Here is a 16,235-nt window from a genome sequence, read left to right as displayed (position 1 = left end):
GCCCGTGGGTTGCGAAAAGGGCGGCCATTATAAGGCTGTCGGGCAAAGACGCCAGCGCACGCAGCGAGCAATCCGCCAGATCAGGCGGATCGCTCACCGCGAGCAGGCTCAGGCCAGCCGGGCGAGCATTTCCCGGGCTTCATTTTTCTGCACGTCATCGCCTTCAGTGACCACTTCACCGAGGATATCGCGCGCGCCCTCGGCATCACCCATGTCGATGTAGGCCCGCGCCAGATCCAGCTTGGTCGCAGCCTCGTCAGTACCGGACAGATAATCGAACTCCAGGTCGTCTTCCAGCGCAGCGGCATCACTGGCAGTGAAGCTTGGCGTGTCGAGTGGCGGGCTTTCCAGATCCTGAGACAGACGATCAAGCTCGGCGTTGACGTCGTCGATCTCCGAAGCGAATGCCTCGGTGGCTTGGTCAGTTTCGATTTCATCGGCCAGCGACAGATCGAAGTCTTCCGGCAGCTCAAGGTCATGCCCCAGGCTGTCAGCGCTGCTCAGCCCCAGATCCAGTGGTTCTTCACCCAGACTCAGAAGCAGATCGTCCTCAGTCTTGAGCGCAGCCTCCTCCTGGGTCAGGTTCAGATCGAACTCGTCCAGCGGCTCTTGCGCCTCAGCCACCACCGGCGGCAGCGGCTCAGCATCGAGCAGATCGGCCAGCGGGTCATCTTCAGCCACCACCGGCGACAGCGGCTCGGCGTCGAGCAACTCGGCCAGCGGGTCATCCTCGACAGCCGTCAGCGGCTCGGGTTCGAAGCCGCCGTCATTGAGCAGGTCATCAAGATCGTCAACCGTCACGACCTCGTCAGTGGCAGCCGCCTCGAACTCGTCCAGGCTCAGATCAAAATCGTCATCCCCCGCCGCTATCACAGGCTCCGCTTCGGGCTCCGGCTCGGGCTCTGCCTCCAGGGCAGGCTCCGCCTCGGCCGCTGCCGGCTCATCATCAGCCAGCAGCTCTTCCAGATATTTGGCATCCAGCTCCGCCGCGATCGCCGCCGCAGACGTGGCCGCCGCAGCGGCTGCCACGGCCGCCACCGGCGCCACAGAAGCAGGCGCAGGCTCGGCAGGTTTGGCCAGCTCGGTCACAGGCGCCGGTGTCGGCGCCTGCGCTACACCCTTGGTCGAGTGATCGTCTTTTTGCTGCTCGACCTCAGCTTGAAGCTTTCCCGCCGCCACCAGCTTGCGCTCGTGCGCGGCATACGCCTTGTTGTTGCCTTGTTCGGCGTAGATTTCCATCAGTTTCAGACGAATATCGTCGCGCTCGGGAGTCTCTTTCAAGGACTCTTCCAGCAACTCCACGGCCTGGTTCATACGGCCGTAAGCGATATGAATCTCGGCCTGCACCAGCGGGTCGGTCGGTCGCTCACGCGAAGCATTGGCGGCAGCCGCGGCAACGGCAGCCGGGGCCATGGTGTAGCTCGGCGACGGCGTCACCAGGCTGTCGAAGCTGTCCGAAGAGGCGTTCAGGTCCATGTCAGAGACAAACTGCGACTCTTCAGCCAGTGCACGGGCCATATTGCGGTGTTTTTCTTCCTCGGCCCTGGCCCTGTTACGCCGCGCCAGGAACAACAGCAGCAGGGCCAGGAACAGCAAGGCCGCGCCACCGATAAGACCCAGCAAGATCGGGTTTTCAAGGATAGCCTTGAACGGATCGGTTTCTTCCTGGGCAGCCACCGGCTCTACCGCCAGCGGCTGTTCGGCAGGCGCTGCAGCAGATTGGGCAGCACTGGCTGCCAGCGCATCTTCAGGGGCCAGCTCGCCTATCGGCTTGATCGGCGCGCCACTGGCATCGACGGCTGCAGCCGGCAATGGCGGGCTGATCGCTGGTGCGGCACCGGCAGCCTGCATCTTGGCCAACTGATCATTCTTGAGTTCCATCAACCGCTGCAGCTTGTCCAACTGGCTTTGCAGGTCGGTCAGGCGACTGTTGAGTTCAGCGTTGTCGCGCCGCGAGGTGTCCAGCGCCTCCTGGGTAACAGCCAGCTTGTTGGCCAGATCATTGTCAGTCGCCGCGCCCTTGCTGCCAGGCGCCTTATTGGCCGCGACCAGGCTGAGATTGTCAGGGGTCTCGACCCGGGCTGGCGCCGCTCCGGTGCCGGCACGCCGGGTCGCGTCGACCTGACGCTGACCGGCTGCACTGCGGCGCCCGTCACGCCAGGCCTGATACTGCCGGGCCACTTCGGCAATCGCCTGGCCTTGCGGCAGCGCGGTGGCCTGTTGAGCCGTTGGCAGGCGCAGCACCTGACCACGCTTGAGGCGGTTGATGTTGCCACCAATGAAAGCGTCCGGATTCAACGCCTGGATCGCCAGCATGGTCTGTTGAATGCTGCCGCCATTACGTACCTTGGCTGCGATCTCCCACAACGTGTCGTTGTTGCTGGTCACGTACTGCTCGGGCTTGTCTACTGCCGGCGGCGGCAGTGCGGGCTGGGCAGGCGCGGGCGGCGGGGCGGCGGGCGGTTGTGCGGCAGGCGCCTGCACAGTCGCCGCCGGGGCGACCGCAGGCAGTTGCACAGGCGCTGCGGCCGGGGCCGGGGCCGGAGCAGGCGCTGACGCAGCCGTTTCAGAAGAGAAGCGCGGCGGGTCGAGCAACAGGCTGTATTCGCGCTGGGCACGACCGTTGGGCGACAGCACCTGAACCAGGAATTTTACATAAGGGTCGGTCACCGGCTTGCTGGAGGTGACGCGCAACACGCTCTTGCCACCGGGGTTAATCACCGGGGTAAAGGTCAGGTCATTAAGGAAAGCCTGGCGGGTGATCCCTGCCTGAGAGGAATCTGCCGTGGTTCCCAGACTGGGTACCAGTTGCGAAGCATTGATGCCACGGGCATCGGTCAGCTCGATTTCAGCCACCAGCGGCTGGTTCAGGGTCGATTTGACCGACAGCTCGCCGAGCCCCAAAGCGTGTACTGCACCCGACGACAGCGCCGAAGCCGCAGCAATCGCTACTACCAGTTTACGAACCTGAACCATAGCCCATCCCTTGTTTGAAGACTCTCCGAAACCGGAGTAAGGCGTGTTGCCGCTAGAATCATTATACAAATCGTTGCCAAGTATCTTTTACACATGGCCTTTTATCAACAACTCAGCCACTTGCACAGCATTGAGCGCCGCACCTTTGCGCACATTGTCGCAGGTCAGCCACAAGCTGAGCTGGCGTGAATCGTCGATACCGCAGCGCACCCGGCCGACATACACCACATCCTGCCCTACCGCATCGCCCACCGGGGTCGGGTAATCTCCGGCATCGACCAACTCCACGCCCGGCGCGGCATCCAGGCGCTTATTGACCAACGCCAGGTCGACATCCTGGGCGGTTTGCAGCGATATACTGAAACTGTCGCCGAAAAATACCGGCACCTGGATACAAGTAGCGCAGACCTTGAGTAAAGGCAGCGCCAGCAATTCGCGCAACTCACTGACCAGACGTTTTTCTTGCGGCGCATGACCGTACTCATCCGGCGTACCGGCCTGGGCAAGCAGGTTAAAAGCCACCTGACGATCATAAAACCGTGGTTCAAGAGGCCGCATGTTGAGCAACTCGGCGGTCTGCCGCGCCAGCTCGCTGACACCCTCACGCCCCAAGGTCGAGACGGCCATGCAGGCCGTCACATCGACGCGCTGGATATCCAGTACATCGCGCAGCGGCGCCAACACCAGAGCCAACGCCGTCGCCGCCGAGCCCGGATTGCTCAACAATAGTGGCGCAGAGCGGCCAGCAAGCTGCGCGGCGTTGATTTCCGGCACCAGCAGCGATGCCTGCTGGTGATCGAAGGCGCCGGACAAATCAATGACCGAACAGCCCGCCTGCAGGGCACGCGGCGCAAAACTGCGACTGATCGCAGCGCCTGCGGCAAAAAACGCCAGGCCGACTCTGGAAAAGTCAAACGCGTCCACTTCCCGCGCACGCAGATTCTTGCCTTTGAATGGCAACGAGGTACCTGACGATTCGGCACTGGCCAGCAAATGCAATTCGCTCAGTGGAAAGTCGCGCTCCTCAAGAATCTGGACGATGGTTTCGCCCACGGTTCCGGTGGCGCCGATCACGGCGATAGCAAAGGGCTGACTCATGCATAAACCTCAGGGAAAAATGGGGAGCGGCACTTTACCCGCGCCACGGATGCCAGGCAATCAAGGCTGCCCGCTCTAGACTGCTTTCATGGCTCTGGGCCAATAGGAAAAAACACACCATGGCTCCACACGCCCAACCAGCGCTGGCCGTCCAATTCGGCAGACACGGCCAGGTCGACCAGTTGATAGAAGACATTGCGATGCAGCAGCGCCTCCAGATTGGCGCGCACCAGCACATAAGGGGCCGGTTCAAGGGTGACAGGGTCGGTTTCGACCCGCAGCGGATGTTGCGGGCCGATCTCGACCTGATCATCGACGTGGGTGACCAGGCTCAGAATCTGGCGCTCGCCCGCCCCGCTGACACTGAGAGAGATGACCACAAAAGGCGCGTCATCCACTTGGATGCCGACCTTTTCTACCGGTGTGACCAGAAAGTAGTCATCGCCATCGCGACGGATGATGTTGGAAAACAGCTGGACCATGGGCTTGCGGCCAATCGGCGACCCCTGGTAGTACCAAGTGCCGTCACGGGCGATACGCATATCGATATCGCCACAAAATGCCGGATTCCACAGATGCACCGGCGCAGGACCCCGGCCTTTGGGGAGTTGCGCCAGCAGGTCGGAGGTCTTGCCTGAATCGCTCATACCGGTCCTATCGAGAGACACCTATCAAGCCACGAGCATATTGCTCCATGGGCGGACCAAGCAAATCTTCGGGACGGGTGTCGTAAAGCGTCAGCAAACCGCCACGACTGCGGATTCGTGCGCTGTCGATCAAGTATTGCGTGGAGGTTTCGATCAGCATCATCTGAATGACCCCGCTGTCGATGCCAAAGCGATCCAGCGCTTCTTCATCAGCCCACTGGTCCCAAGTGCCTATCCGGTCGTCAGCACGGGCGAAACGGGTATACAACAGGTAGTGCGCACCAGCACTGCGGGCTTCGCTCAAGGCTTGATCGAGACCCACCGGGGCACGGGCACGGCGCACCAGAGGAAAGAACTCGATGAAGTTATTGAAAGCCTCTTCGGCCACTACGTTAGGACGCGGATAAGCCCTGCCTGGCGGCACGAAGGCCGCTTGAGCGATATAGATAAAGGAGTCGGGCTGCAGGCGAAAGTTACTGGTCCGCCGGGTCTGGCTGTGATCGAGCAGCCCGGCATCGCTGAACTGCTCGTGAACGCCATCGGCCATGTCGCTGACTTTCATGCAGCCACCAAGCGCGACAAGCGCCAGCAGCAGAATCAGGCTACGCATCATTACTCTCCCAAAAACCGGTGACGAAAAACCGGCGAATGGCCGTCGGATGCAGCTTCCGCGCCATTTTCACCTGCCCGGCAGGAAACTCATTTCGCCGCAGGGTCGGGTTTTACTTCAACAGCCAGCTCAGGGTCGCGCTTGCGTTTGTTGCCCATGCGCACGCCGATGTCCATCAGGAACTGGAAAAAGCCTTCCTGATCTTCGAGCACATTGCTCCAGAACGGCGAGTGGTACAGCGCCACAGCGCCGTGGACCAATGCCCAGGCGGCACAATAATGGAAGTATGGCGGGACATCTTCGAGCTTGCCTTCGTTGATACGCCCCTTGATAAGCAAGGTCAGATGCTCAAAGTTAGAGGCACGAATGCGGTGCAGCTCTTCGACCATTTCCGGCACTTGGTTGCCCTTGACCACTTTCTCTTCGAGGCGGTCGAACAACCGGTAACGCTGCGGGTCGCGCATGCGGAACTCGAAGTAGGCCCGTGACAGCGCCTCCTTGTCACGATCGACATCGGCCGAGTGCAGCAATTCGTTGAGATCGCGCTCGTAATCAAGCATCAGCCGCAGATAGATCTCGGCCTTGGACTTGAAGTGCTTGTAGATCGTCCCTTTGCCGATCCCGACCGCATCGGCGATCATCTCGACAGTGACACTGTCCTCACCCTGCTCCAGAAAAAGCTTCAGTGCGGTGTCGAGAATTTCCTGTTCACGGCGGCGAAATTCACGGACCTTTCGAGGTTCTTTTTGCATAGTGAGAGGGTCTGCAAGGCTCAAAATCGAAGCCGGGTATTATGCCTAATTGGCGCGAAAATGCACTGTTCATCCATCTTGTCGAGCACCCGCTGTCTGCATTTCGCCCCCCTGCCCTGCAAGGCTGGCACTCCCGGCACGAACCGCCGGGCCCAGTGGTCGCCCATCAAGGCTGCCCAACCCTATACATCAATCAGGCACTCAATAACGGTTTTAGTATTCCAAAACTGTTTAAAAAATGACCAATGGCGACTGGCAGGCCAGGTATTCTCATCAATACTTAAAGCGTTGGTACGCATTCCCCCCAAATGCCGCACCAATAAAGGCATTCATGGATGGCATGCCTTTGTTTTACTCCTAATGGTCTTGACCCGGTTTCACCCCCCAGAATCCGGGTTTCTTTTTGCCTGCTGTTTTTGCCTGGCCTCAACGCTGCAAGTGGGCCAGAGGAAACAGCCGGGCGAAGTTGTCGGTGGTCTGCTCAGCGAAGCGCTCGTAGCTCTCACCGCGCAGCATGGCCAGGAACTGGGCGACTTCACGCACATATTGCGGCAAGTTGGGTTTGCCACGGTAAGGTATCGGCGCCAGGTAAGGAGAGTCAGTCTCGACCAGCAACCGGTCGGCCGGAACCTGACGAGCCACATCACGCAACGCATCAGCATTGCGGAAGGTGACGATGCCCGACAACGAGATATAAAACCCCAGATCCAGAGCGGCTTTGGCCATTTCCCAGTCTTCAGTGAAGCAATGCAGCACGCCGGCCTGAGGCAATGCCGCCTCACGCAATAACTGCAGAGTATCGCTGCGCGCCGCGCGGGTATGCACGATCACCGGCTTGCCGGTAATCCGTGCGGCCTCCAGGTGCAGGCGAAACGACGCCTGCTGCAGTTCGGCCGCCTCAGGCTCGTAATGGTAATCCAGGCCGGTTTCACCGATGGCCACCACCCGCGGGTGATCCAGCTCCCGGAGCAGCCATTGCAGTGCAGGCTCCTCGCCGGGTTTGAGGTCCAGCGGATGAACGCCCACCGAACAGTCGACATCGGCATAGCGCTCAGCCAGCGTCTTGACCGTTGCGGCGTTGTCAGCGCTGACACCGATGCACAGAAAATGACCTACCCCCTGGTCACGCGCCGCTTGCAGCGCGGCATCCAGAGAACCCTGATGCTGGGTCAGGTCGAGGCGGTCCAGATGGCAATGAGAATCTACAAGCATGAATAAGGCACAGTCACATCGTATGGGTGGGGCGGTCGGACTTCAGGGCACCGGCCAGGTAGGTTTCGATCAGGTTGCGGGCAGTATTGTCACCGTCGTTGAACTGCACACCGACACCGGCGGTGCGATTGCCCTGAGCGCCTTTGGGGGTGACCCAGATGACTTTGCCGGCGACCGGGACTTTTTCCGGCTCGTCCATCAGGTTCAGGAGCATGAACACTTCATCGCCCAGCTTGTAATTCTTGGGGGTCGGAATGAACAACCCGCCATGCTTGATGAACGGCATATAGGCGGCGTAGAGCACGGACTTGTCCTTGATGGTCAGGGACAGGATGCCGTTACGCGGACCAGGATTGATCGGCAGGCTCATTGCATCTCCTTGGAATAACGTTCAGCGCTGAGTCTACCCTTGTCCGGGTAGCGCTGCCCACTGCACCAGCAGTGCCTCAAGCAGCAGCACACGGTTGAGATTGGCCTTGCCCATGACTTTCTGGCGCTGGGCAAGCACCCAGTCCTGCATCCCCAGCACTTTGCCACGCGGCGACTTCTGCGCCAGATACTGCACCACCTTATGCATGTCAGCCAGCCCGAGGCCGCTTTCATCCTCAGTCATCTGGTAACGCAGGATCAGATGCGCCCAATCGCAAAACCAGTCGAACAGCAGCAACAGGGGAACATCTTTCCATCCCTCAGCGAGCTGGGTCGGCGATAGCTGCTGCTTGAGCAGCTTCTTGACCCCGTCAACGACCAGCGCACGCTGCTCAATGACACCCTGCCCGTGCAGCTTGAGGGCCAGCAATGGCGAACCGGCAGCCAGTGCCAGCAGGTCGTTGCGCAATTGCGCGTCCCCGTCCGGCAAGGCGGCACTGAGCCATTGCAGACTGGCCGCCTCACCGGGCAACGGGCAAGCCTGTTGCACGCAGCGGCTCTTGATGGTCGGCAGCAGACGGCTGGGCTGGTGGCTGACCAGCAGCAGCACGGTATTGCCCGAGGGCTCTTCGAGGCTTTTCAAAACGGCATTGGACGCATTGATGTTCATCGCCTCCACCGGCTCGACCAGCACCACCTTGCGCCCGCCCATCTGCGCGGTCTGCACCACGAAGTTGACCAGCTCACGGACCTGATCGACCTTGATCGGCTTATCGTCTTCTTCAGGCTCAAGCACGAAGTTGTCCGGGTGGCTACCGGCGGCCAGCAACTGGCAGGATTTGCATTGCCCACAGGCACCCTGCGGCGCGGGTCGCTGGCACAACAGAAACGCCATCAACCGCTCCGCCAGGGCGCGCTTGCCAATACCGGCCGGGCCGTGCAGCAGATAAGCATGCGCGTGTTGCGTACGACCGGCCAGTTGCTGCCAGAGCGCCGCCTGCCACGGATAGGCCTCAGCCACGGCAGCGCTCCAGCAAGCCCGGCAGCAGGGCGGACAATGACGCCTGAACCTCAGCCAGCGGCTGGGCGGCATCAATCAACTGGTAACGCTCAGGCGCTGCAGCAGCGCGCTGCAAATAGGCACCGCGCACAGCTTCGAAAAAGTCACGGCCTTCCTGCTCGAAACGATCCAGCCGGCCACGCGCCGCAGCACGGGACAGGCCAATCTCCACCGGCAGATCGAAAACCAGCGTCAGGTCAGGGCGCAGCGAACCCTGGACGAACTGCTCAAGGGTCGCGATGCGCTCTTGCGACAGGCCGCGCCCGCCGCCTTGATAGGCGTATGTGGCATCCGTAAAACGGTCACAGAGCACCACTGCGCCCCGATCCAGCGCCGGGCGAATCACCTCAGCCAGATGCTGGGCACGGGCCGCGAAAACCAGCAGCAACTCAGCGTCGGCGTGCATGACCTCGTCGCTGGGCGCCAGGAGGATTTCCCGAATCCGCTCAGCCAGCGGCGTGCCGCCAGGCTCTCGGGTCAGCACGACATCTACACCACGAGCGCGTAATTGCTCGGCGAGAAAATCACGATTGGTACTTTTACCGGCGCCTTCCGGCCCTTCGAGGGTAATAAACAGGCCAGTCACAGGCAGTCCTTGAAATTCATTGGGCAGACGACTCGCTGTCGGGCGCGTCAGGCGCCTGGACGGGGTCGGTCTGTACCGGGGTGGATTCGTCAGCAGAGGGCAGCGGTGCCGGACTGGAGCGATAATCGGTGCGGCGCTTGAGCTGATACTCACGCACCGCCGCATTGTGCTGGTCCAGATTGGCAGAAAACACATGGCTACCATCGCCCTTGGCCACGAAGTACAGGCTACGCCCCGGCACCGGCTGCAGAGCCGCATGAATCGCTTCACGCCCGGCCAGGGCAATCGGGGTCGGTGGCAAACCGGAAATCACATAGGTGTTGTAGGGCGTGGGTTCACGCAGATCAGCGCGGGTGATCTTGCCGTTGTAGCGCTCGCCCATGCCATAGATGACGGTCGGGTCGGTCTGCAGCAACATGCCGATCTGCATACGGCGCACGAACACCCCGGCGATCTGGCCGCGCTCTTGCGGCACGCCGGTTTCTTTCTCTACCAAAGACGCCATGATCAGCGCCTGATAAGGATCGCTGTACGGAAGATCCGGGGCACGCTGGCGCCACTCTTCGTCCAGCACCAGCTCCAGGCGTTTGTAGGCCTGCTTGAGCAACTCGGCATCGGTCATGCCACGCACATAGTGATAGGTATCAGGAAAGAAGCGACCTTCAGGAAATATATCCGGATACCCCAGGCGCGCCATCAGCTCACTGTCACTGAGCCCGGCCAGGGTCTGTCCCAACTTGGGCTGGCGCTCCAGGGCGCTGCGCACCTGGCGGAAATTCCAGCCCTCAACCAGAGTAATGGTGTATTGCACCACTTCCTTGCGTTTCCAGACCCCGAACAGGTCCTGCACACTCATGCCCGGCGTCATGCGGTACTCACCGCTGTGCAACGGCTGGCCGGCCAGATTGAAACGCCAGTAGAGGCGCAGCAGGAATGCGTCGTTGATCACCCCGTCGGCTTCCAGGCGATTGAGCACGCCCGAAGGGCTGGAGCCGCTCGGCACATCGAGCAACTGCTCTTGGGCAACGTTGAGCGGTTGATGCAATGCCTGGTTCTGTCGCCAGATGCCATAGCCCAGCACCAGAACCCCCACGACCACAGCGGTTTCCAGCAAAACCAGTAATTTTCGAATCACGAATCAGCTACCCAGAAGTGCGTACGCAACAGCCTGCATTCTACGGGTGAGCGGCCCGACCGGCCAGTTCAGCTGAGCAAAGCCGCGAACCGGCCAGATGCCATATACGCTGTTACAAACAAAGAGTTCGTCCGCCTGCTCCAGGTCGGACATCGACAGGTCGCGGACTTCGACAGCGATCCCCAGGGTTGGTGCCTGATCGAGCAATTCGGCACGCATGACACCGGCCACCCCACAGCGCTGCAGATCAGCCGTGATCAGCCGCCCGTCACGCACCACAAACAGGTTGCTGTACACCCCTTCGACCGGGCGGCCGCTGGTGTCGCGCATCAGCCCTTCGGCAAACTCCGGCGTTTGCCATTCGGCGCGGGCCAGCACCTGTTCCAGCCGGTTGAGATGCTTGATGCCGGCCAACAGGGGCTGCTCGGCCAGACGGGTCTGGCATTCGTACAGACGAACCCCCTGAGCAAAGTGGCCCGCCGGATACACCGGCGCGGGCGAGCCCTGCAGGATGCGCCGTGGCGCGGCACCAGCAGCCGGTGCATAACCGCGCTGGCTGTCGCCACGCGTGAGGATCAGCTTCATCACACCGGCATCCAGTTGCCTGGCAAAGCGGGTCATTTCAGCGCGGATCAACGCCAGGTCAGCCTCTATGCCCAGCCGCTGGCAGGAAACGGCCAAGCGCTGCACATGGCGATCGAACAGCAGCGGCTGCCCGGCCCGCACAGCGATGGTCTCGAACAGCCCATCGCCATAGGCCAGCCCGCGGTTAGCCAACGCCAGGCTGTCTGCCGGCTGGCCGTCGACCCACGCCGTCATCACTCGCTGAACCGGCGGAACACCAGCGAGCCATTGGTACCGCCAAATCCGAAGGAGTTGGACAGCACGACATCGATCGGCATACCCCGCGCCTGATGAGCGACAAAGTCCAGATCGCAGCCTTCGCTTGGCTCATCGAGGTTGATGGTCGGCGGAGCAACCTGATCCAGCAGGGCCAGCACGCTGAAAATCGCCTCGACAGCACCGGCAGCGCCTAGCAGGTGGCCGGTCATCGATTTGGTGGAGCTGACCGCCAGTTTGTAGGCATGTTCGCCGAACACCGTCTTGATCGCCTGGGCTTCGGCAAGGTCACCGGCAGGTGTCGAAGTACCGTGCGCATTGATGTACTGCACCTGCTCGGGATTGATCCGCGCATCGCGCAGGGCATTGACGATACAACGCGCAGCACCGGCGCCGTTATCTGGCGGCGAGGTCATGTGGAAGGCGTCGCCGCTCATACCGAAACCGACCAGCTCGGCCAGAATGTTGGCGCCTCGCGCCTTGGCGTGCTCAAGCTCTTCAAGCACCATTGCACCGGCACCGTCGGACAGAACGAAGCCATCACGGTCCTTGTCCCACGGACGGCTGGCACGAACCGGATCGTCATTGCGGGTCGACAGCGCACGCGCTGCGCCAAAACCGCCCATGCCCAGACCGCAAGCAGCCATCTCTGCGCCGCCCGCGATCATCACGTCGGCTTCGCCGTAGGCGATATTGCGCGCCGCCATGCCGATACAGTGAGTTCCGGTGGTGCAGGCGGTGGAAATGGCGTAGTTAGGCCCTTGTGCACCCAGGTGGATGGACAGGAAGCCGGAAATCATGTTGATGATCGAGCCAGGCACGAAGAACGGCGAAATACGCCCAGGGCCTTGCTCATGCATCAGTCGACTGCTGGTTTCAATATTGGTCAGGCCACCAATGCCCGACCCCATGGCGACACCAATGCGCTCACGGTTGGCATCAGTCACTTCCAGTCCGGCATTGCGCACCGCCTGAAAGCTGGCCGCCAGGCCATACTGAATGAAAAGATCGACCCGCCGCGCCTCTTTGGGCGCCAGGTACTGGCTGACGTCAAACCCTTTGACCGAACCACCAAAACGCGTGGTGAAAGCCGACAGGTCGGTGTGCTCGATAGGACCGATACCACTTTGCCCTGCCAGAATGCCTTGCCAACTGCTGGGCACATCGTTACCCAGTGGCGATATCATTCCCATCCCGGTGACCACGACGCGTCTACGCGACACAGGACTCTCCTTCTCTCTCGTTGGCGATACATCTTCAGGGTGCATCCAAAAACTGCCTGCGTGGCCATCACTGGGTTGAAAACCGGTTCACAATGCTCGTCAACAAACCGTCAACGGCGCTTGCCCGCCTGTTTTTCGTCGTGCTGGCTGCCTCGCCTGAGCCTTCAGAGACACCTTTATCTTTACTAAAGAAAAAACCGCACGCCGGTAAGCAGTGCGGTTTTTCCCATAACAGCAATCAGCGATTACGAAAAATCAGCCCTGGTGGCTGTTCACGTAGTCGATGGCAGCCTGAACGGTGGTGATCTTCTCGGCTTCTTCGTCAGGGATTTCGGTCTCGAATTCCTCTTCCAGAGCCATTACCAGCTCAACAGTGTCCAGGGAGTCAGCGCCCAGGTCTTCAACGAAAGAAGCAGTGTTGACAACCTCTTCTTCTTTGACGCCAAGTTGCTCGGCAACGATTTTCTTGACGCGCTCTTCGATGGTGCTCATACCTAGTTTTAACTCCTAGTGGAAATGTTCAGGCATTTGGCCGGTGGCTAAGTGTATAGAAGAGGTTTTGCGCTTTTCAAGCTCAAAGCTCCCCTCCCGCTCCGTCACGACCCAGTACCCATTAAAAGATTGCAGCTTTATAACGGATTTTAGACAGCTCGTATGACATTTTTCTGAAACGAGCGTTTATAAAATCCGGTTACATGTACATCCCGCCATTGACCGGAATGGTCGTACCGGTCACATAACCCGCGCCTTCAGAGGCCAGGAACGCTACAACATTGGCGATTTCCTGTGCCTGGCCCAGACGCCCCAGAGGAATCTGGGTCAGCAAGGCCTCACGCTGGGCCTCAGGCAACTCACGGGTCATATCAGTATCAATGAAGCCTGGCGCGACAGCGTTCACGGTCACAGCACGCGAACCGAGCTCACGCGCCAGGGCACGACTGAAACCTTCCAGCCCCGCCTTCGCGGAAGCGTAGTTTACTTGACCGGCATTGCCCATGGCACCGACTACCGAACCAATATTGATGATCCGCCCCCAACGCGCCTTGGTCATACCCCGCAACACACCCTTGGACAGGCGGTAGAGGCTGTTGAGGTTGGTATCGATGACGTCGTTCCACTCGTCATCTTTCATGCGCATCATCAGGTTATCGCGGGTGATGCCGGCATTATTGACCAGGATCAACGGCGTGCCTACACGCTCGACGATGGTCGCCAGGACCGCTTCGACCGACTCGGCCTTGGTCACATCCAGCGCCAGACCGAAGCCTTCGATGCCGCTTTCCTTGAAGGTCGCAGTGATGCGCTCTGCACCGGCCTCAGACGTCGCAGTGCCGACGACAACGGCACCGTTGCGGCCCAGTTCCAGAGCGATAGCCTGGCCAATACCACGACTGGCACCGGTTACCAGTGCAACTTTACCTTGCAGACTCATGCAGGTTTCTCCTTATTCAGGCCAGTGCCGCACGGGCGGCAGCAAAGGCGTCAGGGGTATCCAGGTTGTAAGTCACCACGCCATCGGCGCAGCGTTTGTTGAGGCCGGCCAGCACTTTGCCCGGACCACACTCCACCAGCTGGGTCACACCCAGGCCCGCCAGGCACTGAATGGACTCGACCCAACGTACAGGCTTGTACAACTGCTCAAGCAGATCACGCTTGAGGGTCGCCAGATCAGTGACCGCCGCGGCGCTGACGTTCTGCACCAGCGCGATTTCCGGCGCCTGCCAGTCGATAGCTTCAACCGACTCGGCAAAGCGCTCGGCCGCCGGGCGCATCAGCTCACAGTGCGACGGCACGCTGACCGGCAACGGCAGGGCGCGCTTGGCGCCTGCGGCCTTGCACAGCTCGATGGCACGCGCCACCGCCTCGGCATTACCGGCGATCACCACCTGGCCTGGCGAATTGAAGTTGACCGCACTGACAACCTGACCTTGCGCAGCTTCAGCACAAGCGGCTCTGACCTGGTCGTCATTGAGCCCCAGGATTGCAGCCATGCCGCCCTGACCGGCCGGCACCGCTTCCTGCATCAACTGACCACGTCGTTCGACCAGCTTTACAGCATCGGCCAGTGTCAGACTGTTGGCCGCCACCAGAGCACTGTATTCGCCCAGGCTGTGACCGGCCACGTAAGCAGGAACCGCACCACCCTCGGCCAGCCATACATGCCATAGCGCGATGGAGGCCGTCAGAATGGCCGGCTGGGTCTTGTCGGTCTGATTGAGCAGCTCGGCAGGCCCCTGCTGGGTCAAGGCCCACAGGTCATATCCCAGAGCGTCGGACGCCTGCTCAAAGGTATCGAGGATCAATGGATGCTGCGCACCTTGCTCGGCGAGCATGCCGAGCGATTGCGATCCTTGACCCGGAAAGACGAATGCGAGGGATGCAGACATGTAACAGGCCCCTGATTGGTTATCTTGAAAAATAGGCCCCCGGCCCAGCCGGCGGCAGTGAAGCAAATCGATATGACTGAACGTTTGGATGACGCTCTGACGGCCAGCGTCACATTTCCGGCGCCCCCGGCGACAAGCCCGGCAACAGCGCCTCAAGCCGCCCGCGCAGACGCTGCGGCAGGTTGTCCTGGATCTGCACGACGGTACGCAGGATTGCACTCTGCAAGCCCTCAACCCCGGCCGCCCCGTGACTCTTGACCACAATGCCCTGCAAGCCCAGCAGGCTCGCACCATTGTGCCGCGCCGGTGCAAACTCGGCCTGCAGACGCTTGAGCACAGGCAAAGCCACCACGCCCGCCGCCCTGCCAAGCAGACCCTGCCTGAATAGCGTTTCAATTCGTGCAGCGATCATGGTCGCCAGGCCTTCGCTGGACTTGAGCAATACATTGCCGACAAAGCCATCGCACACCACCACATCAGCCTCACCACGATAGAGCCCGTCACCTTCAACGAACCCGATGTAGTTCAGACCTGGCGCCGCCTGCAACAACGCTGCCGCCTGACGAACCTGCTGATTGCCCTTGATGTCCTCGGTACCGACATTGAGCAGCGCGACCCTTGGCCGCACCACCCCCATGACCTCGGCATTCACAGCACCCATTACAGCGAACTGATACAGGTTTTCGGCACTGCAATCGACATTGGCTCCCAGATCCAGCAACTGACAATAGCCGGTACGGGTCGGAATTGCCGCCACCATCGCCGGACGATCGATACCCGGCAGGGTCTTGAGCACAAAACGCGACAAGGCCATCAGCGCTCCGGTATTACCGGCACTGACGCACGCCTGAGCCTGACCGCCAGCCACCAGCCCGAGGGCGACACGCATTGATGAGTCGGGCTTGCCGCGCAGGGCCTGGGACGGTTTTTCATCCATACCAACCACTTCGCTGGCATGCACAACGTGCAGGCGTGCGCGGTCGACCTTGCGATGGGAGGCAATCAGTTCGTCAATAAGGGGAGCTTGGCCGACAAGGGCCAGGTGGAGCGAGGGGGTAGCAGCCAGGCAGGCGATACTTGCCTGAACAATGCTGCGGGGACCGAAGTCCCCGCCCATTGCGTCGATCGCGATGATCGGAGCGGACAAGAAATTACTCGTCAGCGCCCTTGTCGATCACTTTGCGGCCACGGTATACGCCTTCTGGCGAAACGTGGTGGCGCAGGTGAACTTCGCCAGTGGTTTTTTCCACGGACAGAGCGTTCGCTTCGAGAGCGTCGTGCGAACGACGCATATCGCGAGCAGAGCGGGATTTTTTGTTCTGTTGAACAGCCATAATTAA

General features: G+C 60.7%; 17 protein-coding genes. All 17 read right to left on the bottom strand.

Features of this window, described 5'->3' with window-relative positions; translation table 11 throughout:
• Window positions 1-108: 108 nt before the first annotated feature.
• The 17 genes from NJC38_RS15770 to rpmF all read right to left on the bottom strand — a co-directional run bounded on the left by NJC38_RS15770 (window position 109) and on the right by rpmF (window position 16,229).
• Window positions 109-2,976, bottom strand: a complete 2,868-nt coding sequence (locus tag NJC38_RS15770; protein ID WP_253115616.1) for a FimV/HubP family polar landmark protein — start codon at window positions 2,974-2,976, stop codon at window positions 109-111.
• Window positions 2,977-3,063: 87 nt separating this feature from the next.
• On the bottom strand, window positions 3,064-4,074 hold the full coding sequence (locus tag NJC38_RS15765) for an aspartate-semialdehyde dehydrogenase (RefSeq protein ID WP_253115614.1): 1,011 nt from the start codon (window positions 4,072-4,074) through the stop codon (window positions 3,064-3,066).
• An 86-nt stretch (window positions 4,075-4,160) separates the two neighbouring features.
• Entirely contained in the window at window positions 4,161-4,721 is a 561-nt protein-coding gene (locus tag NJC38_RS15760; RefSeq protein WP_253115612.1) for a DUF1285 domain-containing protein, read from the bottom strand.
• Window positions 4,722-4,728: 7 nt separating this feature from the next.
• Window positions 4,729-5,331 (bottom strand): DUF4823 domain-containing protein, encoded by a 603-nt coding sequence (locus NJC38_RS15755; protein WP_045493573.1) that lies wholly within the window; start codon window positions 5,329-5,331, stop codon window positions 4,729-4,731.
• Between the two features lie 89 nt (window positions 5,332-5,420).
• Window positions 5,421-6,083: a TetR/AcrR family transcriptional regulator gene (locus NJC38_RS15750; protein WP_045493577.1), complete on the bottom strand. Its 663-nt coding sequence runs from the start codon at window positions 6,081-6,083 to the stop codon at window positions 5,421-5,423.
• Window positions 6,084-6,509: 426 nt separating this feature from the next.
• Complete coding sequence (locus NJC38_RS15745) at window positions 6,510-7,295, bottom strand: TatD family hydrolase (RefSeq protein ID WP_253115610.1); 786 nt, start codon at window positions 7,293-7,295, stop codon at window positions 6,510-6,512.
• Window positions 7,296-7,308: 13 nt separating this feature from the next.
• Window positions 7,309-7,665, bottom strand: coding sequence for a PilZ domain-containing protein (locus NJC38_RS15740; RefSeq protein ID WP_045493581.1), 357 nt, complete (start codon window positions 7,663-7,665; stop codon window positions 7,309-7,311).
• A gap of 33 nt (window positions 7,666-7,698) precedes the next feature.
• The gene (locus NJC38_RS15735; RefSeq protein WP_253115608.1) at window positions 7,699-8,685 is read right to left on the bottom strand and encodes a DNA polymerase III subunit delta'; all 987 of its coding nucleotides are present in this window, start codon (window positions 8,683-8,685) and stop codon (window positions 7,699-7,701) included.
• A complete protein-coding gene (gene tmk / locus NJC38_RS15730) occupies window positions 8,678-9,310 on the bottom strand; it encodes a dTMP kinase (RefSeq protein ID WP_045493583.1) in 633 nt (210 codons plus the stop codon). Before tmk ends, NJC38_RS15735 begins: the two co-directional genes overlap by 8 nt.
• Window positions 9,311-9,326: 16 nt before the next feature.
• The gene (gene mltG / locus NJC38_RS15725) at window positions 9,327-10,445 is read right to left on the bottom strand and encodes an endolytic transglycosylase MltG (RefSeq protein ID WP_253115605.1); all 1,119 of its coding nucleotides are present in this window, start codon (window positions 10,443-10,445) and stop codon (window positions 9,327-9,329) included.
• A 3-nt stretch (window positions 10,446-10,448) separates the two neighbouring features.
• Window positions 10,449-11,264, bottom strand: coding sequence for an aminodeoxychorismate lyase (pabC, locus tag NJC38_RS15720; protein WP_253115603.1), 816 nt, complete (start codon window positions 11,262-11,264; stop codon window positions 10,449-10,451).
• Window positions 11,264-12,508: a beta-ketoacyl-ACP synthase II gene (gene fabF, locus NJC38_RS15715; RefSeq protein ID WP_253115601.1), complete on the bottom strand. Its 1,245-nt coding sequence runs from the start codon at window positions 12,506-12,508 to the stop codon at window positions 11,264-11,266. The genes pabC and fabF overlap by 1 nt, the downstream gene beginning before the upstream one ends.
• 255 nt (window positions 12,509-12,763) lie before the next feature.
• Window positions 12,764-13,000: an acyl carrier protein gene (gene acpP, locus NJC38_RS15710; RefSeq protein WP_025261008.1), complete on the bottom strand. Its 237-nt coding sequence runs from the start codon at window positions 12,998-13,000 to the stop codon at window positions 12,764-12,766.
• Between the two features lie 199 nt (window positions 13,001-13,199).
• Window positions 13,200-13,940 carry a 3-oxoacyl-ACP reductase FabG gene (gene fabG / locus NJC38_RS15705; protein WP_045493596.1) on the bottom strand — a complete coding sequence of 247 codons (741 nt, stop codon included), beginning with the start codon at window positions 13,938-13,940 and terminating at the stop codon, window positions 13,200-13,202.
• A gap of 16 nt (window positions 13,941-13,956) precedes the next feature.
• Window positions 13,957-14,895, bottom strand: a complete 939-nt coding sequence (fabD, locus tag NJC38_RS15700) for an ACP S-malonyltransferase (protein WP_045493599.1) — start codon at window positions 14,893-14,895, stop codon at window positions 13,957-13,959.
• 109 nt (window positions 14,896-15,004) lie between these two features.
• On the bottom strand, window positions 15,005-16,042 hold the full coding sequence (plsX, locus tag NJC38_RS15695) for a phosphate acyltransferase PlsX (protein ID WP_253115598.1): 1,038 nt from the start codon (window positions 16,040-16,042) through the stop codon (window positions 15,005-15,007).
• Window positions 16,043-16,046: 4 nt separating this feature from the next.
• Window positions 16,047-16,229 carry a 50S ribosomal protein L32 gene (gene rpmF / locus NJC38_RS15690; protein ID WP_009406838.1) on the bottom strand — a complete coding sequence of 61 codons (183 nt, stop codon included), beginning with the start codon at window positions 16,227-16,229 and terminating at the stop codon, window positions 16,047-16,049.
• Window positions 16,230-16,235 lie beyond the last annotated feature (6 nt).

The organism is Pseudomonas sp. 21LCFQ010 (genome assembly GCF_024129905.1).
GTDB lineage: Bacteria > Pseudomonadota > Gammaproteobacteria > Pseudomonadales > Pseudomonadaceae > Aquipseudomonas.
This window is presented reverse-complemented; position numbering and strand designations above follow the sequence as displayed.